The organism is Nocardia sp. NBC_01503 (assembly GCF_036327755.1).
Classification (GTDB): Bacteria; Actinomycetota; Actinomycetes; order Mycobacteriales; family Mycobacteriaceae; genus Nocardia.
The window spans coordinates 5418026-5441700 of sequence record NZ_CP109596.1 but is presented as its reverse complement, the minus strand read 5'-3'; the positions used below and the strand labels follow the sequence as shown (position 1 = coordinate 5441700).

The window sequence follows — 23675 nt, the reverse complement described above, 5'->3', positions numbered from 1 at the left end:
GGTTGGGGCCCTGGACCAGCTGTGGAGCTTTCTCGTCGACCATCGTCGTCAGCTGATAACCGATAGCTATCTGCATGTTTCGGCCGTGGTGCAGTCGGTGGCGATTGCCACGGTGGTGGCCGTGCTCGTCGCCGTCGCGGTCTATCGGAGTCCACTGGGAGCCGCGGCGGCCACCGCAACGGCCAGCATTATTTTGACTGTTCCGTCATTCGCACTGTTGGGGTTGCTGATTCCGTTCATGGGTTTGGGTGTGCGGCCGACGATTACCGCGCTGGTGCTGTACGCGCTGCTACCGATTCTGCGCAATTCGATTGTCGGATTGGCGGCTGTCGATCCGGCGGTGTCGGATGCCGCGCGGGGTGTGGGGATGAATCGGCTGCGGGTGCTGACCCGGATCGAGTTGCCGCTGGCGTGGCCCGCCATTCTCGCGGGAATGCGGATCAGTACGCAGATGCTCATGGGCATTCTCGCTATTGCCGCCTATGCCAAGGGGCCGGGGCTGGGGAATCTCATTTTCGCGGGGTTGTCGCGGCTGGGCAGTCCCAATGCGGTGCCGCAGGCACTGACCGGCACGGTGCTGATAGTGGTGCTGGCGCTGCTGCTCGATGCGATTCTCGTACTCATCGGCCGATTCACCACACCGGGGAGAGTTCGTGACTGAAACCCTTGCGACGCAGGAGATTTCCGGTGTCGAGATCGTGCTGTCGGAGGTCACCAAACGCTATCCGGGGCAGGCGGATCCGGCGGTGGACAAGGTGTCCATGACCATTCCGGCCGGGGAGATCGTGGTGTTGGTCGGACCGTCGGGGTGCGGTAAGACCACGACCATGCGGATGATCAATCGGCTGATCGAACCCACCTCGGGGGCGATTACGATCGGTGGCCGCGAGGTGCTGGGCATGAATCCGGATACGCTACGGCGCGGCATCGGGTATTCGATTCAACAGGCCGGGCTGTTTCCGCATATGACGGTCGCCAAGAATGTCGCCACGGTGCCCGGATTGATCGGCTGGGATCGCCACCGGATCAATGATCGCGTGGATGAGATGCTCGGCTTGGTGGGTCTGGACCCCGAGACCTTCCGAAATCGATTCCCGCGCCAGCTCTCCGGTGGGCAACAGCAGCGCGTCGGGGTGGCGCGGGCGCTGGCCGCGGATCCGCCGGTCTTGCTGATGGATGAGCCGTTCGGCGCGGTCGATCCCATTACCCGCGGGCTGCTGCAGGATGAGTTGCTGCGCTTGCAGGCCGAGCTGCGCAAGACGATTGTCTTCGTCACGCATGATTTCAATGAGGCGGTCAAGCTCGGCGATCGAATCGCTGTGCTGGGCAATCGGTCTCGGATTCTGCAGTACGACACTCCGGCGGCGGTGCTGGCCGAACCCGCCGATGAGACGGTGGCCGGGTTCGTGGGTGCCGATGCCGGGCTGAAACAGCTGACGCTCACGCGGGTGCGGGAGGTGCCGCGCGGGGAGTGCGCGGTCGCGCGGGAATCCGAAGCGGTGGAACCGTTCCGGAAGGCGATCAGCGACAGCGGCCGGGAGTGGGGGCTGGTGCTGGACGATCAGGGCCGGCCGTTGCGGTGGGTGACGCTGACGCAACTCGCACAGGCGGATTCGCTGCGCGCGGCGGGAACCGCGGTGGGCGGCATGGTTTCGCTGGACTCCACGCTCCAGGGGGCGCTGGAAACCCTGCTCGCGGAGAGTAATGCCAATGCCGTTGTCACCGGGCGGCGTGGTGAGTACGTCGGTCTGATCACCATCGACACTCTCGTCGCGCATCTGTCCCACATGCGAAATACGCACGCGCACAAAGGTTCCGACGGGGATGGCGGGCGATGACCGCGCCGACCCCGCAGACCGAGCGGCGGGCGGAGCGGATTCGGCTGCTCGCCCAGCCGGTGCTGGCCGTCGCGCTCGGTGCCGGAGTGCTGGTGTGGGCCTTCGCCCGCGATCTCACCGTCACCCAGCAGGCCAGTTTGAGCGCGAGCAATATCACCACCGTCGTCTGGCAGCACGTGCGGATAACGGTGACCGTGGTGGCGATCGTCGTGCTGATCGCGGTTCCCCTGGGCACCCTGCTGACCCGGGCCCGATTTCGCCGTCTCGCACCGCTTTTCGTCGGACTCGCCAATATCGGCGCGGCCGCGCCCGCCATCGGTTTGATCGTGCTGTTCTACCTGCTCACCCGGACCACCGGATTCTGGATCGGCGTCGCGCCGATCGTGCTGTTGTCACTGCTACCGGTGCTGCGCAATACGATTCTCGGCTACAAGCAGGTCGATCCGATGCTCGTCGACTCCGGGCGCGGACAGGGCATGTCCGCTCTGATGGTGTTGCGCCGCATAGAGTTTCCGCTCGCCGTCCCCTACATTCTCGCCGGTTTACGCACCTCGCTGGTGCTGGCCGTCGGCACCGCGACATTGTCATTCCTGGTGAGCGCGGGCGGTTTGGGGATTCTCATCGATACCGGCTACAAGCTGCGCGATAACGTCACGCTGTGGGTGGGTGCGCTGCTCGCGGTCGCGCTGGCCCTGCTCATCGATTGGCTGGGCGCGCTCGCCGAACGGTATCTCGGACCCCGGGGGCTGCGGTGAGAACTCGAATCCGACGGGGTTGTACGGCTTTCGCGGCAGTCCTGGCGCTACTGCTGGTCGCGGCCTGCGGGCTGGAGTCGGGTAGCGCGGTCCCGCTGCGGGTGGGTCCGGGCAGCATTCGGCCGATTCCGGAATTGGATGGGGTGCGGATCACGGTGGGCTCCAAGGACTTCACCGAGCAGAATATCCTCGGCTATCTCATCGAATTCGCCTTGAGCGCGGCCGGGGCCGAGGTGCGGGATCTGACCGATATCGTCGGCTCGAACAGTCTGCGCGATGCCCAGCTGCACGGGCAGATCGATATCGCCTACGACTACACCGGCACCGGCTGGATCAATTATCTGGGCAAGGAGAATCCCGTCCCCGGCTCGGACGAACAATTCGCCGCCGTCCGCGACGCCGACCTCGCCGCGCACGGAATGGTTTGGGCCGCAATGGCTCCCATGAACAATACCTACGCCATGGTCGCCAATCCCGGCACGGCCGCCGACAAATCGATCACGTCGTTGTCGGACTACGCCAACCTGGTCAACACCGATCCCGACGCGGCGGCCACCTGCGTCGGCACCGAATTCAATGTGCGCCAGGACGGCTTCCCCGGTATGGCCCGCAAATACGGCATCGACACCGGCAGGGTTCACAAACAGATAGTCCAGGACTCCCTGGTCTTCCAGGCCACCGCCGACGGGAATCAATGCCGCTTCGGCTCGGTAGCCGCCACCGACGGCCGCATTCCCGCCCTGAACCTGAAACTGCTCACCGACGACCGCGCCTTCTTCCCCAAATACAATGCCGCCCTTGTCATGCGCAAATCCTTCGCCGACGCCCACCCCCGGATCGTCACCGTCATGGAGCCGATCTCCCGCCTGCTCACCAACGAGACCATCACCGAACTCAACCGCAAGGTCGATATCGAGGGCCGCGAACCCGCCGCCGTAGCCCGCACCTGGCTCATCGACCAAGGCTTCGTAACCGCCCCCTGAACCCCCCGCCACCAGCCGATTTGCTTTCCACCCCGGTTTGTCCCTAAAGTTCTGTCCCGCAAGCCGATCGGCCCACAAGGCCCCGGCGAGCAAGCGGATGTAGCGCAGCTGGTAGCGCATCACCTTGCCAAGGTGAGGGTCGCGAGTTCGAATCTCGTCATCCGCTCAAAGACTCGTCAAGCGCGATTAGCTCAGCGGGAGAGCGCTTCCCTGACACGGAAGAGGTCACTGGTTCAATCCCAGTATCGCGCACCATAGTCAAGATCACGGGACCTGTCGGTGGCCGCTGCCACACTCTGGGGATGACGGTTCGAGTCCGCCGCTACATCCACCGCTGGTGGCTGATGAGGATGCGGCACGGCATGGGGTCAACTCGGGTGGCGGCGGACCTACCAGGCCAGAACGGGTTTGATGATGTGCCCCGCGCGATGATCGGCGAGGGCGGAATTGATTTCGGTGTGCGGATAGACCCGCACGAGTCGATCCAGTGGCAACCGGCCCGCGGCATACATATCGAGCAGTTCGGGAATGAACCGGCGCGGCACCGCATCACCTTCGAGGCAGCCGCGAATCGTCTTGCCCGACAACACGATATCCCGCAGATCGAGCGGCGGGTCGCCTGTTCCCAAGCCGAGCGCGAGGGCGAGATCCCTTCGGTACGAGGAGGGTTCGACCAGAACGGCTTCGCTCTGCGTGCGGGCACCGTGACCACCGAGCCCGCCGCCGCGCGGGTGCGCGACTTCGAGGTTGCCGGAAAGACCCGGACCGGCGTCTCGGTCCCCGGATCCGAGCACTTCGCGCTCCCCCGCTCGCACCCGAACCTGCGGACGGTCGATGTCTTCCTCGGCCTGCCTCCGGTCGCGGCGCGTGGGCTACAGATCGGATCGAGGCTGGCCGGAGCAGCCGGACAGTTCGGACCGCTGCGACACGGGCTCGAGGCTGTGCTGGCTCGGACCGTCAAAGGCTCCACGGGCGGACCCGATGCCCGGGCACGGGCTCGCACCCGCGGCTGAGTGGTCGCCGAAGCCTTCGACGCCTCCGATCGCCTGGTCGCCACGGTCACGCCGAGCGGCGGCGACCCGTACGACTTCACCGCGACCATGCTGGCGTGGGCCGCGCATACGGTGCTGGCGGGCGGCCTCCTCGACAACGGCGCGCTGGGCCCGATCGAGGCGTTCGGCCTCGACGCGCTGTACGCCGCAGCGGTCGATGCCGGATGGAGCCGCCTTCCCGCTCGGTGACCCATCTCCGCAGCTCAGAAGGTTATCTTTCGGATTTTGGGTTAACCGGCGGGATGCTGGGCAATCGTAGATGGGCGGCCTTGTGGCCGCTTCGAGTGTGTCTCTCGCAGGTGATTCCTAGCCACTACAGCTGAGGAGTGATTGCCGTGAGCAGTACCGCGTTCGTGGCCGAACCTACGGTTCGGGTTTCTGTAGCTTCCTCCCGGCGACTGCATATCGTGTTGGTCGCGCCGCCGTACTTCGAGGTTCCGCCTACGGGGTACGGGGGTGTGGAGGCGGTGGTGGCGCAGTTGGCGGACGCTTTGGTGGAGAGGGGGCATCGGGTCACGCTGTTGGGAGCGGGGCGGAACGGGACCAAGGCGGAGTTCGTGCCCATCTGGGATCGGATCATTCCGGAGTTGCTGGGGAATCCGTATCCGGAGGTGTTGCACGCCTTGAAGGTTCGGCGGGCGGTGGAGGGGATCGCGGCGGCCGAGCGGATCGATGTGGTGCATGATCACACCTTCGCCGGGCCGTTGAATGCTCCGGCGTTCCGGGCGCTGGGGATTCCCACGGTGGTCACCGTGCATGGACCGGTGGATGGGGAAGAGGTCGAGTACTACCGGACCATGCGGGACACAACGCATTTGGTGGCGATCAGTGACCGGCAGCGGGCGCTGGCCCCCGATTTGAACTGGATCAGCCGGGTGCACAACGCTATTCGGCCTTCGGAGTGGCCCTTTCAGACGGAGAAGCAGGATTTCGCGCTGTTCCTCGGCAGGTATGTGGACTACAAGGGGCCGCATACCGCGTTGAAAGCGGCACACCGGGCGGGCATCCCGCTGGTGCTGGCGGCCAAGTGCAATGAGGAGCCGGAGAAGGCGTTCTTCGAGCAGGAGGTGCGGCCGCTGCTCACCGATCGCGATCAGGTGTTCGGTGAGGCCGATGCCACCGCCAAGCGGCAATTGCTCTCCGCCGCACGGTGTTTGCTGTTCCCGATTCGCTGGGAAGAGCCGTTCGGCATGGTGATGATCGAGGCGATGGCCTGCGGCACACCGGTTGTCGCCCTGCGCGGCGGCGCGGTGGAAGAAGTGATCGAGAACGAGGTCACGGGCATTATCTGCGACCATCCCGATGAGCTGCCCGAGGCCATGGAGCGGGCCAGGGATATCGATCCGACGAAATGCCGCCGTCGCGTGGAGGAGTTCTTCTCCATTCGCCGACTCGGTGAGGGTTATGAGGCCGCGTATCGCTGTGTGCTCGCCAAGCAGCCGAAAATTGTTGTGCCCGGACGGGATCCGGCGGTTCCGGCAATGGCGCGGGCCATGGCGTTCCTCGGCACCGATGAAACGAATCCCGCGTGAGCACGCCACAGGTCTTCAATGCGGGCCCGCCGATCGGTGTCGGCGGGTCGCATCCCACGGTGACGCTGGTGGAGGCGAGTACCTTCTGCCTCTCCGATCAGCTGGGCGATATTCATCCGGGTACCGCGCAGGGCTTGTTCTTTCGCGATGCGCGGGTGGTGTCGCGGTGGGAGTTGCGGGTGGACGGTCAGCGGGCCGAACAGCTGACCGTGCTCACCCCGGAGGCCTTCGCGGCGCGGTTCGTGCTGCGGATGCCGCCGCGGCCGGGGCTGGCGGACAGCACGCTGTTGATCGTGCGCCGCCGCATGATCGGCGAGGGCATGAAGGAGACGATCAGCATTCACAATCTGGGGCGCGAGGACACCGCGGTGTCGTTGAGCCTGCATGTGGCTGCCGATTTCGCGGATCTGTTCGCGGTCAAGGACGGTCGCGGGCATCCGGGCGGTGCGGAGACGTCCGTATCCGGACAGGAACTGCATATCGCCGATCACACCGATCCTGGACGCGGGCTGATCGTGAGCGGCACCGGCGAGCCGATTGTCGCTCCGGGGGCATTGAATTGGCGTGCGGTGGTACCCGCGCACGGTCAATGGCAGGCGCGGGTGATCGCCGAACCGGTGATCGCGCACCGGCGGGTGCCGCTCGCCTGCGACGAGGAGAGTCCAGGGCACAGATTGCGGGCCTGGCGCGCGACGGCCACCGATCTCAGCTCCACCGATCCGGGGCTCGCGCATATCCTGCGCCACACCGAAAGCGATTTGGGCGCACTGCGAATCGAGGACCGGGGTGACGGCCTGTCGGCGTATGTCGCGGCCGGCGCGCCCTGGTTCATGACCCTGTTCGGTCGCGACAGCCTGCTCACCTCGTGGATGTCGCTGCTGCTTGATAGCGATCTCGCTGTGGGCACGCTGCGGCAGTTGGCGAAATTGCAAGGGACGACGGTGGATCCGCTCACCGAGGAGGAGCCGGGCCGCATCATGCACGAGATGCGGCGCGGCCCCGCCGGGCATCAAGTCCTCGGAGGCAATGTGTATTACGGCTCCGTCGATGCCACACCGCTGTTCGTCATGCTGCTGGGCGAATGCCGCCGCTGGGGTGCGGAGGAGCAGGTGGTGCGCGAACTGCTGCCCGCCGCCGACGCGGCACTGTCGTGGATCGACCACTTCGGCGATGCCGACGGTGACGGGCTGGTCGAATATCACCGAAAGACCGACCGCGGCTTGGCGAATCAGGGCTGGAAGGACAGCTTCGACGGCATCAACGATGCCGAGGGTCAGGTGGCTCAGGCTCCTATCGCGCTGTGCGAGGTGCAGGGGTACGTGTACGCGGCCCGGATGGCGCGGGCCGAGATCGCCGAGGCGGATGGCGAATCGATGCTGGCCGACAGGCTCAGACAGCAAGCGGCGGAAGGTAAACGGCGATTCACCGAGGCGTTCTGGATTCCGGAGCGCGGCTGGTACGCCGTCGCTCTGGACCGCGACAAACGGCAGCTGGATTCCCTCACAAGCAATATCGCGCATCTGCTGTGGACCGGAATCGTGGATGACGATCATGCGGCCCTGATAGTTCAGCGGCTCGCCGACCAGGATATGGATTGCGGGTTCGGGCTGCGCACGCTCTCCGCGAGTATGGGTGCGTTCAATCCCATGAGTTACCACAATGGTTCGGTCTGGCCGCATGACACCGCGATCGCCGTGGCGGGTTTGATGCGCTACCGGCATATCCCGGGTGCGGTCGATTTGGCCGAGCGACTCTCGGATGGTCTGCTGGATGCCGCCCTGGCCTTCGACGGCCGTCCACCGGAATTGTTCTGCGGCTTCCCCCGCACCCAATTCCATTCTCCCGTACCGTATCCCACCTCGTGTTCACCTCAGGCGTGGGCGAGCGCCGCTCCCCTGCTGCTGGTGCGTTCCATGCTCGGCCTGGATGTCGACGTCCCGCGCGGGCAGTTGAAACTCGCTCCGAAGCTTCCTCGGCGCTGGGGTCGCCTGATACTGACCGACCTGCGCCTGGGCGCACACACCCTGAGTATCGAAGCCGAGGGTGAGGCCATGAAAGTTCATGGCCTGCCTCAGGATTGGACGCTCATCGACTAATAGGCGGCCTCGAACTCCGCGACGAACGCGGACGCACCGAGATACTCCCGGCACGCGGGACCATGTCCCGCGTGCACGGCTATGACGAATCGCGCCTTCTCCACGGTGAGACAGAGTGGTTCACAGGCGCAGTCCCGATACTGCGACAACCACAGATCCGAGGTCGAACTCCCAGCAAATTCCGATATCAATGCACTGCCCTCCATGCTCGATGGAACAGCGTGACTCGAATTTCCTTGGCTTACCACGGAGTTCCCCGTCACCGGGGATTTACACCTTTTGCAGGTTGTCACGGTCCGAGTCGCCCTACGATCGACAGCTGTGACCTACCCCGAGAATCGCCCGCAATCCGCCGTCATCGTCGTCGATGCGCAGAACAGCGTCGTCGCCGATGCGCATCAGCGCGAGGCCGTGGTGGCAGCGATCGGCCGCCTGGTCGAGAAAGCGCGCTCCGCGCGGGTTCCCGTTCTTTGGGTCCAGGACATCACCGAGGACCGCGTCCCGGGTAGCGACCCGTGGCAGATAGTCCCGGAGCTGAAGCCCGCCGATGATGAACTCCGCCTGGACAAGAGCTACGGCGACTCGTTCGAGGACACCGGTCTCGAGTCGATTCTCACGGGTCTCGAGGTCAGTCGAGTCTTCATCGCGGGCGCGCAGACCGATGCCTGTATTCGCTCCACCCTGCACGGCGCATTCGTTCGCGGTTACGACACCGTCCTGGTCGAGGACGCGCACACCACCGAGGATCTCTCCGCATGGGGTGCCCCGTCCCCGGAAGCCGTCATCCGCCACACCAACCTCTACTGGCAGTACACCACCGCACCCGGCCGCATCGCGCAGGTCATCGCGGCCGACGACGTCGACTTCGGGAACTGACCGGGCAGGCCATGAAATCCCATGGCCTGCCTCAGAATTGGCTGCTCAGTGGGCGGAGAGGCTGCTGAGCACCCCATCCCAGTAACCGCCGCCGAAGGCACTGCCCAGGGTGGCAGCGGAGCTGCCCGCATTGACCGAACCCGCGCCGATCGCATTGCCGAGGTCCCCGGCCGAGCCGGGGCTGATATCCACCTCCGAGGCGGTGAGCGGAACGCCCGCTGCCGCAGCGGTTCCGGCGGCTGCTCCCAGGAGCGCGCAGGCGGCTACGCCGACGAGAATGGTTCGCTTCATGAAATTGTCCCCTTATCAGGTTGCCCAGGCAGAACGGTGCAGTCCCGCTGCCGCGTCAGAGCATATGAAACATTCTCGATTCAGATGGCTTTTTCGCGTGGCCGAAATAGGCCACGACCGCAGGCCAGAATGTCGCTGCCTTGCATAACGTTTCGGTTGCCGATTGGTACGTTGGATGAATCGTCAGGCATGGCACGGTGGTGAAGACGGCGAGGGGTAGTGGGCATGGATGATGCGGAGTTGAATCCGGCGGCGGTGGAGATCGGGCGGTTCTTCGCGCGGCCGCCGGAGGTGGTGTGGGAGGCGCTGACTCGGCCGGAGGTGATGGAGCGGTGGTTCGCCCGGACCGTGGGGTTCGAGGCCGAGGTGGGGACGCGGTTCATTCTGGTTTTCCCTACCCAACCGCCGTCCGAGGTCGCCGCCGAGGTGCTGGTGGCGCGGCACGGGGAACAGTTGACCTACAGCTGGATCTATATGCGGCCGGAGAGTCCGGTGCGGTGGGTGGTGGACTGGACCGTGCGGCCGCAGGGGCGCGGGACGCGATTGCTGTTGACGCAGACCGGGTTCGATATCGAGGACAAGCGCGGCAAGATGGCGCGCAATGCCATGGAACGCGGGTGGCGGAACCTCATGCCGAAGTTGGCCGCGGTGATCGAGAGCTGAGGTCCTTCTCGCAGGCGCGTGGGATTCGAAACCGTGACATGAGATCAACTGTGGTCTGCGGCACGGCTGAGCGGACGCGGCACCGCGGACTCGCGCAGTTTGTCGGGATTGCGGACGGCGTACAGGCCGGAGATGAGATTCCCGGAGACCTCGATCAGCAGAATCGAATCGAGCTCCCCCGCCGCGGTGTGGCATAGCAGCGCGGGGAGCGCGTTGAAGGTGCCGAGGTCGAAGGTCATCTCCGCCATGGGTCCTCGTGCCAGTGCGATCAGGTACTTGGCCACCGCCTCGGGGCCGCGGATCGGGCGGCCCGCCACGGTGACCTTGCCGCCGCCATCGGCGATCGACACCACGTCCGGGGCGAGCACCTCCATCAACGTCCGCACATCACCGGTGCGCGACGCCACCGCGAACTGCGTGATCACCGCGCGACTCGTATCGGAATCGGGTTCGAATCGCTTACGCCGCGCCCGCACATGCTCGCGCGCGCGATGCGCGATCTGCCGGACCGTCGCGTCGTTCTTGTCGATCATCTCCGCGATCTCGACCAGCGAATGCCCGAACACCTCGGCGAGCACGAATACCGCGCGCTCGGTCGGGCTCAAGGTTTCCAAAACGAGCAACATGGCCATCGATACCGATTCGGCCAGCAGAATGTCGTGGCTGGCATCGTGTTCGGTGCGAATCGGTTCGGGTAGCCAATCCCCGACGTACTCCTCGCGCCGCCGCTTCACCGTGCGCAGCCGGTTGAGCGCCTGCCGCGTGACAACCTGGGTCAGGTACGCGCGTGGATGCTCGACCGCCCGCGCATCCCGCCACCGCAGATAGCTGTCCTGCACCACATCTTCCGCATCGGCCGCGCTCCCCAGGATCTCGTACGCGATCGTGAACAGCAGCGGCCGCAACTCGTCGAATGCCCCCGGTTCGCCCACGGCTTCCAAACTATCGCCACCGTGGGAGATCCGGGTACCGCGCGGGCTACGAGTCTCCGGCCAGTTCGGTTATCGCCGAGACGATTACGGCGGCGACCTCATCGGGATGGGTTTGCATCACCAGGTGCGGTGCGTTGAGCTCCACCACCGAGCGCAGACCGGCGCGCTTGTAGCCGAATCGCTCCACCTCGGGATTGATGGTGCGGTCGGCGCTGGACACAATGCCCCAGGCCGGCTTGGTCTTCCAGGCGGCGGCGCTCGCGGGCTCGCCGAATGCGAAGGCGGACAGGGGGCGCTGCGATACGGCGAGCACCCGGGCGCGGACGGGGTCCAGACCCGCGGCGAAAACCTCGGGGAATGCGGCGATGTCGACCGAGACATCGGTTCCGGGCTCGCCCTCCGCCACCGGATACTTGGTGTAGACCAGGTTGGCGGCCAGTTCGGAATCGGGGAATCCGCCTTGCAGCTCGCCCAGGGATTCACCCTCCTCCAGCACATAGCCGGAGACATAGACGAGCCCGGTCACATTGTCGGCGACACCCGCGACGGTGATGACCGCGCCACCGTAGGAGTGCCCGGCCAGCAGCACCGGCCCCTCGATCTGCTCCGCGAAGGATTTGATGTAGGCCGCGTCCTCGGAGAGGCCGCGGTTGAAGACCGGCGGAGCCAGCACGCGATACCCCTGGGCGAGCAGGCGCTCGGTGACGGGAGCCCAGCTGGCGGCGTCGGCGAAGGCTCCGTGCACGAGAACGACGGTTGTCGGCGAGGACATGAGATTCCCTTCCCCATCGCTGCGATGGAGGTCGATTGCGCTGTGCACCATCCAGTCTCGATCGACGGCGCCGGTCCGCGCCCCTCGTTACGGGCCGTGAATGCGGCAGATCCGGACATGCTCTAATGCTGGGAGATCTTGAAAATCAGGAGGGGAAGATGGTCGCGTTCTTCACGATGGAGGATGGCCGGTTCACGGCGACGCCGATGGCGGTGAGCGCCTGGAGTTCGAAGCAGGTGGCGGGGACCGGGGTGTGCGGGCTGCTCGCGCGCGAGATGGAGACGTTGTCGCCGGGGGTGGGGTTCGTGCCCGCACGGTTCACCGCGGATCTGTTCCGGCCCGTGCTCAATGAGCCGATCTCGGTGCGGAGTGAGATCGTGCGGGATGGGAAGCGGGTGCGGGTGATCGACGCCTCCATCGTGCAGCAGGGTGAGGTGCGGGCGCGGGCCAGCGTGATGTATTTGACCGTGGGACAAGAACCTTCGGGGCGGGTGTGGCAGGCGGAGCGGGAGTTGCCGATGCCGGAGCGGGAGTTGAATACGCCGGGGGGTGATGCTCCGTTGTTCAAGAGTGGTGAGTTCGAGTGGAGTTCGGACTTCGCGTCGGGGCAGAACGGGGAGCGGAAGGCTATTTGGCAGAATCTGCCCGCTCTGGTTGAGGGAGAGCGGATTTCGGTGTTTCAGCGGGCGGCATTCATCGGGGATACGACTAATCTCGCGTGCAATTGGGGGACGGAGGGGGTGGGGTATATCAATAGTGATGTGACGGTGACGCTTTCGCGGTTGCCCGTCGGGGATGAGGTGGGGTTGGTTGCGGTGGATCGGGTTGCTTCCGAGGGGGTGATGGTGGGGACCGCTGTGATGTATGACCGGGGCGGGGTGTTGGGGACTTGTGTTGCCACGGGAGTGTCCAATGTTCGGCGGCAGGTGGATATGGCTGAGTTTTCTGCGTCTCGTTCGTAGAGATGGTTTCGTGGGGAGGTCTGGGGCCGACCCATGTCGGTTCTCTTGCGGGCGGTTTTGCTTCGCTCAACCGGGCTGCAAAGCAGAACAGGCAGTGCTGGTTACTTCGTCTGCCGTACCCGGCACTGCCGCGTTTGTTTTGCTTGTCCTCCCGAACCCCGCTGGCACCGCAGGGTCACTGCCCGGGTCTGCTACGAAGGCCCCGGGCCGTACCCCTACTCCCCCGCAGCGCAAACCTGGACAGCCAACGGCCCCAACCGCACCCGATGCCTCTGCGCGACAACCTCATTGCGCGCATGAATCTTCGCCAACCCGGCCAGCAGCTGACCCCGCAGATCATGACGCTGATTCACCTTCGGCACCCCCGAGGAATCCACCGAGGGCGGGGCGATCCAACCGGTACGGCCCGCGAACCTGTGATCGGAGGGCAATCTCACCGTCTTCCAACCACCAGGACCGTCATGAATCAAGGCGTGGCAGGAATCGCAGGCCAGGGTCAGATTCTCGATATCGGTGCGACCCTCTTTCGCGTACTCGGTGACGTGATGCACCGCCGAGATCGATGCCGGGGCACCACACCCCGGGCGTGTGCAGCCTTTTTCGGCGGCGATCAACGCCAAACGCTGTGCCGCACTGGCCAACCTGCGACCCCGACCCAACCGCAACGGCCTCCCCGCACCGTCGAAGATCGCCAGCCACGGCCGCGAACCCTGCGCCAGCCTCAACGCCTCGGGGATCGAGACCGTACCGCCGGTGGCGGTGGTCGCCACCCCCGCGGCCTGCTCCACCTCGGCCAAAGTCATGGTGATGATCGCCGCGACCGGCACACCACGATGAGTGCCGAGTGCGCTGGTATCGACACCCAAACCCAGAATCGCCAGCAGCGCATCATGATTACGCTGCGCGGCCGTGCGCGTATCACGCGCGGCAGCAGCCCGGAGAGCCTCGATATCGCTAACGTCATTCACATCATCCGCCGCATCAGCATTAGCGGTAGCGGCAATCGAATCGTGGGCGGGAGTCGCGCCAGCGGCAGCATGCGCGGCGGCGGTGCCGGGGTGCGGGCTGTGAGGGTCTTCGGGATTACACATGCCCGGGCGAGCGAACTTGGCCAGCAACGGATCGAGCAACGCACGCAACTCCGGCGTGATCTCACCCGAGAGTTGGGACATGCCATCCACACGCTGTTTACCCAAACTCAGACCACGACGACGCTGACGGTCCCGATCACGAGTCAACGTGCCATCAGGGTCGATACGCGCCATGATCTCCTCACCCAAACCCGGGAGCACATCGGGTGAACCCTCACGGGCGTAATCGGTGAGGATCAACTCCGCGTTCTCACGCTCGGCAGCGGTCGCGACCTCGGGCAGACGCCCGATGATCCACGCGATACGACGAGCATGATCGACCGAGATCACACCCTCCGCCTGCGCCAACGCCACATACCGCAATTCCGGACCCACATCCACACCCTGCTGGGTGACCTGCGGACTCAACTTCTCCGCCGCACGCACCCGCGCCAACGCATCAGCGTGAGACAAACGCAGAGTCCGCTCCAAATACACCGAAGTCTTACGGAAACCATTCCGCTCCGCCAACGAACGACGCTCGGTCTCGGCGATCAGACGATGCTTGACCGTCTCCAGTTGCCGCAGAGCGGTTTCCACCTCACCCATCACCCCCACGAACTCGGAATCGGTGAGCGGATAGAACGACTCCTCGATCAGGGTATGCACCGATGTGAGCAGCGCGTGCGCGCCGTTCACGATATCGGTTTCCCCTCTTGGAATCATGCCTCAATTTTACCCCCGGAAAACAGACTTCGATAGGCGAAAGTCATTGTGATACAAGGCTATTCAGAAGGTAGCGTCTTTCATTTCTCGGTCGGGGCCGGTGGCGCGCTACGGGGTGGTCGACGGGTCGGGGGATGCAGAGGTATCCGCCGGTGGTGAGGGCGAGTCGGAGTAGGTGGGGCTCCTGGGAATCGCGCTCGCGGTAGAAGCCCCAGCAGGACCAGATGATCACAGCGGTGCAGAGCGCGAGGATCGAGAGTAGAGCCCATGCGTCCCAAGACATTTCGGCCTCCAGCGGGAGATGAGGGGGTGCGAACCTTTCCGTAGACCCAGATTGATTCAAGTGGCACTACTACCGAGGCAAATCCAGATAACCTTGTGGCAATCCGTTGAGGGGTAATCCAATACGGGGCAACCCGGATAGTGAGGCTAAAGAAATGGCCGGATCATCACTTCCCCGCAGGGCATTGGGGCGCACGCTTCGCGAGCACCGAATTCGTTCAGGCAAAGGCCAATTGGTGGCCGGGCTGCACATCGAGATCTCGCCGCAGAGTGTCGGCCGCATGGAAGATGGGCGGAAGATTAAAATATCAACGTCTCAAATTCGGGATCTGCTGGATTTCTACGGCCTCACCCAGCCGAGCGAGGAACGAGACGAGATTCTCTCCCTGTGGGAGGAGGTCAAGCAACAGGACCAGGCCGCCAAAATGCAAGGTACGACGAAGGGCTGGTGGCGGTCGTACAGTGATCAGTTCGCCGCACACTTCGATCACTATCTGGATCTGGAAACGGCGGCCGATCAACTTACGACACACCAGCTTTCGTTGGTGCCCGGGCTGTTGCAGACATCGGAGTATCGCCGATCGTTGACAGTTGCCGCCGACCCGGCGCTGTCCGCCGTCGATGTCGAACGCCGACTCGAACTGGCCGCGCGCAGACGAACGGTTCTCGACAAAGATGGATTTCGAATGAAAGCCCTTCTGTCGGAAGCAGTTCTGCGACATCGGCCCGGCGGCCCGGCGGTCATGGCCGAACAGTTGCGGCATCTCGTCGAGGCAGCCGAGCGCGACAATCTCACGATCCGCGTCGTACCCTTCACCGCGCCCGCACCGCTCGGACTGGTGGCGCGTTCGTTCGCACTGCTCGAATTCCCGCCACTGGCAAGTCGATTGGTCGAACCACCGGTGGTTTATGTCGACGGCTACGAGGGTGCGCTCTATCTCGAGCAGAGCGATGTGATCGATCGACATCGTCGGGCGATTGCCGACCTCGAGCAGGTAGCGTTGAGTGAGGATGCCACCAGAGACCTGGTGTGGAGTATCGCGAAGGAGCACGCGGAGTGAATATCGATCTGTCCCAGGCGAAATGGTTCAAGTCCAGCAAATCCCCGAATGCCTCCGAATGTGTCGAGATCGCATTCGTCGACAGCTTTGTCGGCGTGCGGGATTCGAAGGATCCGGGTGGTCCGGCGTTGGTATTTTCCGGTGCTCAGTGGGATCGGTTCCTCGCCAGCGGCGTCTGGCAGGGTTGACGCCGACCGCCTACTTGGGCGGCTCCAGTCTGACTATTCCCTCCGGGATTGCCGGGATCGACTGCACCGTAGTCGTTTTGGAGTTCGGGTCGGGGAGGCGGAGACGCCAGTCGTCGGCGGACCATTCGACTGTTTGGAGGGTCGCGGCGATGCTGGCGTCGGGGTAGGTGGTGTAGATGGTTATGTCGGTGCGGATGGGGTCGTAGGTGGCTATTTTGTAGCCGGAGATGCGGGGGGCCACCGCGGGGTCGGCGGGGGCGGTGACCGAGATCTGGGCTCGGGACAGGACCCAGGAGTCCTTGGCGGGACCGGGCATGAGGGATTGGGAGGCCACTTCCGGCCAGGAGCTGTCGGGGGCCAGGGAGAGGCGGACCGTGTGGTTGATGGCGGCCAGGGCCGCGCCCTGGGGAGTATGCGAGTAGCCCGAGGCGGTGGTGCCTATCTTGGTGGGGCCGTCGTGTGCGCCGATGGGTAATTGGATGCCCTGGAAGGCTTCCCAGTGGACATCGGTGGGGGCGTGCGCCGGATCGGGCGGGGCGAGGCTGGTGGTGGTGACGCCGGTGCCGCCCAGACCGCCGCAGGCGGTGAGGGTCAGGGTGGCGGCGAGGGCGAGCGCAAGAGTTAGCGCGGAGGATGCTGGCCGAGCACGCATGGGAATTCCTTCCGGGAACCGGCGGGCGGGTGAGAAATACTGCGGCGCACGGTTCTTGCGATGAGCGGATGCGATCGTACGATGCGGAATCGCATGCGCAGAAGAATTCGTTCCGACTAACCCGTATCCAGTTGTGAGGAGCGCGGTTCCGGGTAGGATCGAGCCGGAAACATGATCATCGCACGGTGGTGGGGTTCAGTCATGGGTCAGTTGCGGTGGATTCGACACCAGGCGCGAATAGCGCTGGTCGGCAGGGGGTTTCGGGCGGGTCAGCCCGCGCTCGACCGTTCTGGTAAGGGGAATGGGTAATGAATTCCAAACGAACTTCACTCGCATTATCGGTTTTGCCGATAATGCTCGTCGCCGGGCAGGGCATCGCCGGGGCCGCTCCCGGCCAGCCGGGGCTGGCCGTTCCGGGCGAGGGTCAACCGGGGTTGAGCACCTCGCCCCAACAGCCGCCCGCGAATACCGCCCCCAGTCCCGCGGACTGGATTCCGGACCCGCCGATCGCCCCGCCGAACCGGCCGCGACCCCAGCAGCAGACGCAGCCGGACGTGAATACGCTGGTCCAGCCGAAACCGCAGACCACACAGCCGGATACGACTGAGCCGGAACCCGAGGCACAGCCGCAGAATCCGAATCAGGAAGTGATGCCGACCGATCCGCACAAGTTGCGGATCGGGACGAACACTGTGCAGCTGCCGGACTTCGTCGATACCAAGATGCGAGACAAGGCTCAGACCTACCTCGATATGGCTGAGTGGCAGATCGCCGCAGCGTACGACGGTATGGGCTACTCCCGCGAAGACTCCGACCGAATGGCCGCATCGAGCACTATCGGTGCCCTCGTGGGCGTTGGTGCTGCGGCCGTAGCGCCACTTGCTTTGGTGCCAACTGGTTGCGTGGTCGGAGGAATAGTCGGTGCAGTCGCTGGCGGCGTGATCGGTGGATTGCCCACTGCTGGTATCGGAGCCCCCGCAGGCGCGATCATCGGCGGCGCTGGTGGATGCGTGATCGGCGCATCAGTCGGCGGCCTCGTCAGCGGTCCGGTTGTGATCGGCACAGCGTCGTTGGCGGCGCTCGCTGGTAAGTGGCTCAGCGGTGGCGATGCCACCAAGCCACCGCCCGCCGATCCGGCGACAATCGATCAGCCCGTGGCAGCACCGGTTTCAGCTCCCGCCCCGGTCTCCCCCATCGTCCCGGCCGTGGCTCCCATCCCCGCCGCCCAGCCCGTCTACGACGCCGTAGCCCCCGTGGCCCAGCAGGTCGCCCCGATCGTGGAGCAGGTCACCACCCAGGTCCAGCAGACCGTCGACCAGGTGGCGCAAACCGTCGACACCACGGTCGATTCCCTGCGCTCCGCCGTCGCCCAGATGCCGCCTCTGACCCCCGAGAACTTCCTGGCCGCGCTAGCGCCCGCGCCAGGTGCCTGACGAGAAAGCATTGGGAGACGCCGTGATCGAACAGGACGACCGCACGGCGCCGCGACCACCACTACCCGCGTTACCGCCGACCGCACCGAAACCTCGCTCCGCCGCCCAGGGCAGTCCGGCCTGGGCGCAGTGGCTCGATGATTCGGCCACCGTGCCCGGGGAGGCGGACGCGCATGCGCGCGTATCACTCTCCAAGGGCCCGGACGATATTCCCGAAGACCCCATGGCGCATCTCATGGCGGCCGCACGGGAACGCGCGGAGCAGACCCGGCATCGCCGTCAGGTGCGCACGCGCCTCACCGTGGTCGCGGCGGCCGTCGCCGCGCTCGCCGTACTCGCGGTGGGCATTCTGGTGATCTTCACCCCGAGCTCCGATACCACCGCCACCCCGGCCACGGCATCGCTTGTCCCGGCGGCGAATCCACCCGCCCCGCCGGTCCAGCCCGCCTGGTGTGAGACCGCCAGCACCGCCGATCGGGTGAGCGGCTCCAGCGCGGGCGATCTCAGCACCGGTCCGGGAGTCATCCTGCGCCTGGAATACGCCTGGTACGTGCTGCGCGATGCCTCGGTGGTGCGCGGTCTGCTCACCCCGGACGCGCAGGCCGCCCCGGAACAGGCCACCCGCGATGCCATTTCGGCGGTTCCGGCCGGAACCCAGCACTGTGTGAGCATTACCCGGCTCACCACCGACCACTGGGATGTCACCGTCAATGAACTCCGCCCGGACGGCGCGCAATCGTCCTGGCAGCAGATCTTCACCACCGTCTCACGCGATAACCAGGTGCTGATCAGCTCGATCATCGCCGGTGGCAGGTGAGCGATGGTCGATGTCCATGACCTGATCCGCCGGGCGACAGCATCCGAGGAAGAGCCCGCGCCGCGCACCCCGATCGGTAAACCCACCGATCCGGTGCCGCTGCGCGGCGGGCAGGGGCGGCTGGTGCGTGCCGCCGCGCCCTCGGTGCTGGTGCTCGGCGGGTCCGGGTCGTCCGGATCATCGACCACCGCATTGGGATTGGCCGCGGCCGCCGCCATCGACAGTGAGGGTGAGGTGTGGCCGGTCGCGGTCGACGCCACCCTCGGCGGCGGGGATCTGGCGCGGCGCGGCTGCGATACCGCGCAGCCGGTCAGCACCATCCAGACCTGGCTGGTGTCGGCGCATCCCGAACTGCCCTCCAGTGTCGGGGCGTGCGCGGGGCAGGCCAGTACGGGGGTGCGGGTACTGACCCGCAGTCCGGAGGCGCTGCCGCGGCGAGAGTCGATGGTCTCGGTGGCGCGGCATCTCGAAACCGCCGGGCTGCTGGCCATATTCGACGCGGGCGCGCCGGTGACCAGTCGGCTGGTCGCTCCCCTGCTCGCCGATCCGCGGGTGGGGCTGGTGATCACGGTGGCGGCGCGCCCGGATGCCATCAACCGGTTGCAGCCCGCGCTCGAATGGCTGGACGAGAACTACAGCGAATTCGTCGTCGGCGACGCGGTGATCGTATTGACCGAGCAGACGCCGGGCTCGGGCACGGCCATCCTCGCGCATGTGCGCGCACACCTCGGTGAATGGGTGCGCGCGGTGCAGTTGGTGCCCTTCGACATTCATCTCGCCAGCGGCGGACTCATCTCCTGGCATCGGCTGGCCGCCGAGACGCGCGATGCGTACCTGGCGCTGCTGGGGGCGGTGCGATGACCATGGTCAGCCTGCCCCCGGTGCCCATGTGGCAACGCGCCGTACCGAATCGGCCCGCCCGACCACCGCTGCTGTGGCTGGTCGGCGTGCACGGCGGCGCGGGCGTGAGCAGTCTGGCCGCGAGTATGAGCTGGGCCGGAGACGCCGGCCAGCGCTGGCCCGCGCGCATCGGCATCGGCGCGGATATGGACTCACCGCTGGTGGTGTTGGTGGCGCGCACGCATATGCGCGGGATGAATACCCTGCACCGCGCGCTGATCTCGCATGAACAGCACGCCACACCCGCCGGGAGCGAGGTCGTCGGGATCATCACCGTCGCCGATTCCGCACGCCCACTGCCCAATCCGGTCATCGAGCGCCGCGACGACGCCGAGGACCTCGCACGCGAGCTCGGCGCGCAGGTCTGGCGGCTCGGCTGGCTGGAGCAGTGGCGGGCGCTCGAACCACATGAAATGGCCGCGTGGAATCCGACCGTCACCATCTCACCGGTGGATGAGGGCGATCCCACGCGCACACCGCCACAACCGGTTCGGCATCTCGCCGAGCAGATCCTCACCACGGCCCGCGCGGCCGGGGCGCGGATCACCGCAGGCGCGCAACCAGGCGCGAAGACCGCGAGTCCATGAGCTGAACGAGGTGCGGCGTGGTCCGGAAACTGCTGCTCATCATTACCACCGCAGGGCTTTTCACGGCGGTGACCATAGGCGGGGCCGGAGCGGGTCCGCCCGATACGAATCTGGCGCTGGACAGCTGCCCGGCACTGTTCGCGCTCGGGGTGCAGGGAACCGGGGAGTCCTCGCCGGATGCGGCGGTGACCACCGATACCGGGATGCTGTCGACGGTCTTCCGGCCGATGATGTCCGAGGCCTCGGACAACGGACTGGTGGATCGCGCGTATGTGCCGTACGAGTCGTCCTTCGGCGGGGCGGTCATCAGTGACAAGACCACTTACTCGCAGTCGGTGACCAATGGGCTGGATCGGTTGCGGTCCATGGCCAAACAGGTCGCGGATCGATGCTCCAACACCCGGATAGCGGTTGCTGGGTATTCGCAGGGGGCGCATGTGGCGTCGCTCTTCGCACAGGAGGTCGCGGCGGGCAAGGGTGTCGTCCCCGCCGACAAGGTCGCGGCGGTCGCGCTGTTCGGGGATCCCACGCGCTCCGCGGGGGCGGCCATGTTCCCGGGCAAGCCGGGGCAGAAGGAGCCCGATGCCGCACCCGGCACCAGCGGCACCGAGGTCGCGAAACTGCCGCCGCCACCGCAATCGGATCAACCGCCCGCCGGATCCGGAATGGGGACCGCGGCCAATATCGGCAATGTCTCCAACATCTCCTCCACCATCACGGGCGGGACGACCACGGGTGGATCGGCGGCGATCAACTTCGGGAGCCTGAGCGGGCGGGTCGCCAGCTTCTGCGCCGACGGTGATCTGGCCTGTGACGCGCCGGACAACGCACCGCTGCTCAAGGCGGTCGCCAATATCGCTGGGCAGGTGGAGATTTCGGGTGGCGATCCGATCGCCTCGCTGAAATCCATTGCCGAGGCGCTGGCCTTCACCTCGATCAAGACCTTCACCAATGTGGTGAACAATGACATCTCCGGCAAGTCGATCACCGATCTGTCGATCCAGCCGCAGAAATCGCTGTCGCAGCGGGTCGCGGACGCGGCCGATCCCAATACCGCGCTGAATCTGCCCGCGGCCATGCAGGCGCTGGTCAAGGTCGGCACCATCGCGTTCAATTCCGTTGTGGCCGTGGTGAAGAACGTGCTCACCGCCACCAATATCGCCGAGATAGCGGCGGCCGGATTGGCCAATCCCATTGCGGGACTGGCATTGCTGGGCACCAAACTGGTGGGGGCGGTGGCGGATCTGGTGCCGCCGACCACCATCAGCAATCTCACCACCCAGGCGTTCTCGGCGCTGGTCCAGAACGTCACCGACAATAAGGATCTCCTGGACGTCACCACCTGGGTGCGGTACTGGAACACCGCGGCCAAGCATGACTACACCCATGCGCAGGGCGGCGGATTCGGCGACAGCCCAACACAATTCGTCGGCACCTGGTTCGCGGCGCTGGCCCATGACCTCTCGTCGGTGAGCAAGCCGGGGGCCGTACCGGTCGGCGGCAGTGACAAGCCCACCGGCGGATTCGACTTCGCGCCCAGCAGCACCGTCACCACGAGCAGCATTCCCGGCGGGCAATTCCCGCTCGGCGGCGGCGATTCCGGCGGCGGAACCACCGCCACCGGCAGCGCGCCCCTCATCGCCATCGCACCCGGCACCTCGACCGCACCCACCACCAGCGGGGCTCCCCTCATCCCCAACCTCCAACCACAGGCGACACGATGACCACACAGGAGCGGGAGCCGCTGACTCCCAGCGAGGACGAGGACGAGTACACCGGCGACTGGTCGGATTGGATCGCACCGGAACCCGAGCCGGAGCCGGTCGCCACGCGATACATCGAACCCGCGTACGACTCCGACGACGAGTACGACGACGAGTACTACGAACCCGAACTGCGGCCGCATATCGGAGCGCGGCATCGACGCCCGGAAGCGGCGCGACTGCGGTCCGGGCCGCTCAAATCGAAACCACGTCGCGGGCCGTATCCGGCCTGGGCCGCACCACTACTGGGGGTTCTGGCCGTCGTCGCGGTGGTCGCGGCGGTGGCGGTGCAGATGGCCAAGATGACCCCCGACGACAAGAGCGGGCCGATGCCGACCGTGGCCGCTCCCCCGCCGAGTTCGGCCGCCACCAGTTCGGCGGCTCCGGCGGCCGCGGCGAATCCGGCGCTGTGCCCGAATGAGATGAGCGGCACCAGCATTCGCGGCAATGGACCCGGTAGTACCAAGTCCGGTCCGGATGTGATCTTGGCCCTACAGAATCGGTACTACGTCGAGCGCAATGGCGAACGCGTGCACGAGATGTTCGCGCCGGATGCCACCGCGCCGTCGGTCGCGGACATCCAGGCCGGAATCGACAGCATTCCGGTCGGGACCAAATACTGCGTGCAGATCATGCCGGGGCCATTCGGCGGACAGCACATCATGGTGGTGAGCGAGACGCATCCGGACAATTCGAGCAAGGTCTGGCCGCCGCAGCTCGTTATGACCTCTACCAGCGGAGATAGGACGCTGATCGCTTCGATCGTGCCCCTACAGGGCGAGACGACCCCGCGCTGACAACGGGGCTCGGCACCCCGTTTTGGTGGTTCGGCGCATCGTCCGCTAATGTCTTCTCTCGCACGCCGACGGAGCCGCAAAGCCCCGGAAGACGCGCAAGCGGATGTAGCGCAGCTGGTAGCGCATCACCTTGCCAAGGTGAGGGTCGCGAGTTCGAATCTCGTCATCCGCTCAACGGACTCGATGTCCATACCCCTTACGGCCACGTAAACTCCTGCCGCGCAGCGGATCCCAGCCAAACATTCCCGGGCATGTCGGGGTGTTTTCGAGGTAACGTCATAGGGGTGACCCCCATGCTCAGCGCCTTCCACGACACTGTGCTTCATCTCAGCGACAGCTCCGTGCTCGCCCAGATCAGCAATCCCACGCCCGAGACACCGCCGGTGGCCGACAAGCTGCTGAAGCTGGTCCGGTACTTCACCTGGTTCGTACTGCTCTCCGGCGTGCTGGGCATCACCTACGCAGGTGGTCGCTTCGCGTGGGAGAAGTGGTCCGGTGGCGGTCTGGCCTCGCCGAAGATGGTGGCGGGCGCGATGATCGGCGGCATTATCGCGACCAGTGCCGGAACCATCATGAACGCGGCGATCGGCTGATCGGCTAGCCGACCTCCCGCAACATGTCGGCCCCCGCCGCTAAGCTCGTCGAAC

At 65.6% G+C, this 23675-nt stretch carries 26 protein-coding genes and 3 tRNA genes; 23 read left to right on the top strand and 6 right to left on the bottom strand.

Annotated features, from left to right (window positions below; all coding sequences use genetic code 11):
* Positions 1-10: 10 nt before the first annotated feature.
* From OHB26_RS24625 to OHB26_RS24580, 10 genes are all read left to right on the top strand, one after another.
* Positions 11-661, top strand: a complete 651-nt coding sequence (locus tag OHB26_RS24625; protein ID WP_330185773.1) for an ABC transporter permease — start codon at positions 11-13, stop codon at positions 659-661.
* A complete protein-coding gene (locus tag OHB26_RS24620) occupies positions 654-1838 on the top strand; it encodes an ABC transporter ATP-binding protein (RefSeq protein ID WP_330179618.1) in 1185 nt (394 codons plus the stop codon). The genes OHB26_RS24625 and OHB26_RS24620 overlap by 8 nt, the downstream gene beginning before the upstream one ends.
* Positions 1835-2593 (top strand): ABC transporter permease, encoded by a 759-nt coding sequence (locus OHB26_RS24615; protein WP_330179617.1) that lies wholly within the window; start codon positions 1835-1837, stop codon positions 2591-2593. The genes OHB26_RS24620 and OHB26_RS24615 overlap by 4 nt, the downstream gene beginning before the upstream one ends.
* Positions 2590-3576, top strand: a complete 987-nt coding sequence (locus OHB26_RS24610; RefSeq protein ID WP_442942713.1) for a glycine betaine ABC transporter substrate-binding protein — start codon at positions 2590-2592, stop codon at positions 3574-3576. The genes OHB26_RS24615 and OHB26_RS24610 overlap by 4 nt, the downstream gene beginning before the upstream one ends.
* Positions 3577-3669: 93 nt before the next feature.
* Positions 3670-3742, top strand: a tRNA-Gly gene (locus tag OHB26_RS24605).
* Positions 3743-3756: 14 nt separating this feature from the next.
* Positions 3757-3831 (top strand) — tRNA-Val (locus OHB26_RS24600).
* Positions 3832-3878: 47 nt separating this feature from the next.
* Positions 3879-4589, top strand: coding sequence for a hypothetical protein (locus OHB26_RS24595; protein WP_330179616.1), 711 nt, complete (start codon positions 3879-3881; stop codon positions 4587-4589).
* On the top strand, positions 4590-4817 hold the full coding sequence (locus OHB26_RS24590; protein WP_330179615.1) for a hypothetical protein: 228 nt from the start codon (positions 4590-4592) through the stop codon (positions 4815-4817).
* A 164-nt stretch (positions 4818-4981) separates the two neighbouring features.
* A complete protein-coding gene (locus tag OHB26_RS24585) occupies positions 4982-6160 on the top strand; it encodes a glycosyltransferase family 4 protein (RefSeq protein ID WP_330185771.1) in 1179 nt (392 codons plus the stop codon).
* A complete protein-coding gene (locus tag OHB26_RS24580; protein ID WP_442942712.1) occupies positions 6157-8256 on the top strand; it encodes an amylo-alpha-1,6-glucosidase in 2100 nt (699 codons plus the stop codon). Before OHB26_RS24585 ends, OHB26_RS24580 begins: the two co-directional genes overlap by 4 nt.
* On the opposite strand, the gene OHB26_RS24575 is transcribed toward OHB26_RS24580, so the two are convergent.
* Complete coding sequence (locus OHB26_RS24575) at positions 8253-8405, bottom strand: hypothetical protein (protein ID WP_330179614.1); 153 nt, start codon at positions 8403-8405, stop codon at positions 8253-8255. The genes OHB26_RS24580 and OHB26_RS24575 overlap by 4 nt on opposite strands.
* A gap of 172 nt (positions 8406-8577) precedes the next feature.
* On the opposite strand from OHB26_RS24575, the gene OHB26_RS24570 reads away from it, so the two are divergent.
* Positions 8578-9132, top strand: coding sequence for an isochorismatase family protein (locus OHB26_RS24570; protein WP_330179613.1), 555 nt, complete (start codon positions 8578-8580; stop codon positions 9130-9132).
* A 45-nt stretch (positions 9133-9177) separates the two neighbouring features.
* On the opposite strand, the gene OHB26_RS24565 is transcribed toward OHB26_RS24570, so the two are convergent.
* Positions 9178-9423, bottom strand: a complete 246-nt coding sequence (locus OHB26_RS24565; protein WP_330179612.1) for a hypothetical protein — start codon at positions 9421-9423, stop codon at positions 9178-9180.
* Positions 9424-9648: 225 nt separating this feature from the next.
* Between OHB26_RS24565 and OHB26_RS24560 the strand changes: the two genes are divergently transcribed.
* The gene (locus OHB26_RS24560; RefSeq protein ID WP_330179611.1) at positions 9649-10086 is read left to right on the top strand and encodes an SRPBCC family protein; all 438 of its coding nucleotides are present in this window, start codon (positions 9649-9651) and stop codon (positions 10084-10086) included.
* Between the two features lie 44 nt (positions 10087-10130).
* Here the strand turns inward: OHB26_RS24560 and OHB26_RS24555 are convergent, their stop codons facing one another.
* Both OHB26_RS24555 and OHB26_RS24550 read right to left on the bottom strand, forming a co-directional pair.
* On the bottom strand, positions 10131-11027 hold the full coding sequence (locus OHB26_RS24555; protein WP_442942711.1) for an RNA polymerase sigma-70 factor: 897 nt from the start codon (positions 11025-11027) through the stop codon (positions 10131-10133).
* A 37-nt stretch (positions 11028-11064) separates the two neighbouring features.
* The gene (locus OHB26_RS24550; protein WP_330179609.1) at positions 11065-11790 is read right to left on the bottom strand and encodes an alpha/beta fold hydrolase; all 726 of its coding nucleotides are present in this window, start codon (positions 11788-11790) and stop codon (positions 11065-11067) included.
* A gap of 158 nt (positions 11791-11948) precedes the next feature.
* Between OHB26_RS24550 and OHB26_RS24545 the strand changes: the two genes are divergently transcribed.
* The gene (locus OHB26_RS24545) at positions 11949-12752 is read left to right on the top strand and encodes an acyl-CoA thioesterase domain-containing protein (protein ID WP_330179608.1); all 804 of its coding nucleotides are present in this window, start codon (positions 11949-11951) and stop codon (positions 12750-12752) included.
* A gap of 215 nt (positions 12753-12967) precedes the next feature.
* On the opposite strand, the gene OHB26_RS24540 is transcribed toward OHB26_RS24545, so the two are convergent.
* A complete protein-coding gene (locus OHB26_RS24540; protein WP_330179607.1) occupies positions 12968-14548 on the bottom strand; it encodes an HNH endonuclease signature motif containing protein in 1581 nt (526 codons plus the stop codon).
* A gap of 437 nt (positions 14549-14985) precedes the next feature.
* Between OHB26_RS24540 and OHB26_RS24535 the strand changes: the two genes are divergently transcribed.
* Positions 14986-15891 carry a helix-turn-helix domain-containing protein gene (locus OHB26_RS24535; protein ID WP_330179606.1) on the top strand — a complete coding sequence of 302 codons (906 nt, stop codon included), beginning with the start codon at positions 14986-14988 and terminating at the stop codon, positions 15889-15891.
* Entirely contained in the window at positions 15888-16079 is a 192-nt protein-coding gene (locus OHB26_RS24530) for a DUF397 domain-containing protein (protein ID WP_330179605.1), read from the top strand. The genes OHB26_RS24535 and OHB26_RS24530 overlap by 4 nt, the downstream gene beginning before the upstream one ends.
* 10 nt (positions 16080-16089) lie before the next feature.
* Here the strand turns inward: OHB26_RS24530 and OHB26_RS24525 are convergent, their stop codons facing one another.
* Positions 16090-16731: a hypothetical protein gene (locus tag OHB26_RS24525; protein WP_330179604.1), complete on the bottom strand. Its 642-nt coding sequence runs from the start codon at positions 16729-16731 to the stop codon at positions 16090-16092.
* A gap of 308 nt (positions 16732-17039) precedes the next feature.
* Between OHB26_RS24525 and OHB26_RS24520 the strand changes: the two genes are divergently transcribed.
* From OHB26_RS24520 to OHB26_RS24485, 8 genes are all read left to right on the top strand, one after another.
* Positions 17040-18164 carry a hypothetical protein gene (locus OHB26_RS24520; RefSeq protein WP_330179603.1) on the top strand — a complete coding sequence of 375 codons (1125 nt, stop codon included), beginning with the start codon at positions 17040-17042 and terminating at the stop codon, positions 18162-18164.
* 22 nt (positions 18165-18186) lie between these two features.
* Positions 18187-18981 carry a hypothetical protein gene (locus OHB26_RS24515; RefSeq protein WP_330179602.1) on the top strand — a complete coding sequence of 265 codons (795 nt, stop codon included), beginning with the start codon at positions 18187-18189 and terminating at the stop codon, positions 18979-18981.
* A gap of 3 nt (positions 18982-18984) precedes the next feature.
* Positions 18985-19842: a MinD/ParA family ATP-binding protein gene (locus OHB26_RS24510; RefSeq protein ID WP_330179601.1), complete on the top strand. Its 858-nt coding sequence runs from the start codon at positions 18985-18987 to the stop codon at positions 19840-19842.
* Positions 19839-20468 (top strand): hypothetical protein, encoded by a 630-nt coding sequence (locus OHB26_RS24505; protein ID WP_330179600.1) that lies wholly within the window; start codon positions 19839-19841, stop codon positions 20466-20468. Before OHB26_RS24510 ends, OHB26_RS24505 begins: the two co-directional genes overlap by 4 nt.
* Before the next feature lie 17 nt (positions 20469-20485).
* On the top strand, positions 20486-22192 hold the full coding sequence (locus OHB26_RS24500) for a cutinase family protein (protein ID WP_330179599.1): 1707 nt from the start codon (positions 20486-20488) through the stop codon (positions 22190-22192).
* A complete protein-coding gene (locus OHB26_RS24495; protein WP_330179598.1) occupies positions 22189-23028 on the top strand; it encodes a hypothetical protein in 840 nt (279 codons plus the stop codon). The genes OHB26_RS24500 and OHB26_RS24495 overlap by 4 nt, the downstream gene beginning before the upstream one ends.
* Positions 23029-23127: 99 nt before the next feature.
* A tRNA-Gly gene (locus tag OHB26_RS24490) sits at positions 23128-23200 on the top strand.
* Between the two features lie 112 nt (positions 23201-23312).
* The gene (locus OHB26_RS24485) at positions 23313-23621 is read left to right on the top strand and encodes a hypothetical protein (protein ID WP_169812529.1); all 309 of its coding nucleotides are present in this window, start codon (positions 23313-23315) and stop codon (positions 23619-23621) included.
* Positions 23622-23675 lie beyond the last annotated feature (54 nt).

What these genes read in the sequence shown, in the direction of transcription:
- OHB26_RS24615 (WP_330179617.1), top strand. Translation starts at nt 1,835, where the DNA reads ATGACCGCGCCGACCCCGCAGACCGAGCGGCGGGCGGAGCGGATTCGG.
- OHB26_RS24595 (WP_330179616.1), top strand. Translation starts at nt 3,879, where the DNA reads ATGACGGTTCGAGTCCGCCGCTACATCCACCGCTGGTGGCTGATGAGG.
- OHB26_RS24565 (WP_330179612.1), bottom strand. Translation starts at nt 9,423, where the DNA reads ATGAAGCGAACCATTCTCGTCGGCGTAGCCGCCTGCGCGCTCCTGGGA.
- OHB26_RS24560 (WP_330179611.1), top strand. Translation starts at nt 9,649, where the DNA reads ATGGATGATGCGGAGTTGAATCCGGCGGCGGTGGAGATCGGGCGGTTC.
- OHB26_RS24550 (WP_330179609.1), bottom strand. Translation starts at nt 11,790, where the DNA reads ATGTCCTCGCCGACAACCGTCGTTCTCGTGCACGGAGCCTTCGCCGAC.
- OHB26_RS24545 (WP_330179608.1), top strand. Translation starts at nt 11,949, where the DNA reads ATGGTCGCGTTCTTCACGATGGAGGATGGCCGGTTCACGGCGACGCCG.
- OHB26_RS24540 (WP_330179607.1), bottom strand. Translation starts at nt 14,548, where the DNA reads ATGATTCCAAGAGGGGAAACCGATATCGTGAACGGCGCGCACGCGCTG.
- OHB26_RS24535 (WP_330179606.1), top strand. Translation starts at nt 14,986, where the DNA reads ATGGCCGGATCATCACTTCCCCGCAGGGCATTGGGGCGCACGCTTCGC.
- OHB26_RS24525 (WP_330179604.1), bottom strand. Translation starts at nt 16,731, where the DNA reads ATGCGTGCTCGGCCAGCATCCTCCGCGCTAACTCTTGCGCTCGCCCTC.
- OHB26_RS24520 (WP_330179603.1), top strand. Translation starts at nt 17,040, where the DNA reads ATGAATTCCAAACGAACTTCACTCGCATTATCGGTTTTGCCGATAATG.
- OHB26_RS24510 (WP_330179601.1), top strand. Translation starts at nt 18,985, where the DNA reads ATGGTCGATGTCCATGACCTGATCCGCCGGGCGACAGCATCCGAGGAA.
- OHB26_RS24505 (WP_330179600.1), top strand. Translation starts at nt 19,839, where the DNA reads ATGACCATGGTCAGCCTGCCCCCGGTGCCCATGTGGCAACGCGCCGTA.
- OHB26_RS24495 (WP_330179598.1), top strand. Translation starts at nt 22,189, where the DNA reads ATGACCACACAGGAGCGGGAGCCGCTGACTCCCAGCGAGGACGAGGAC.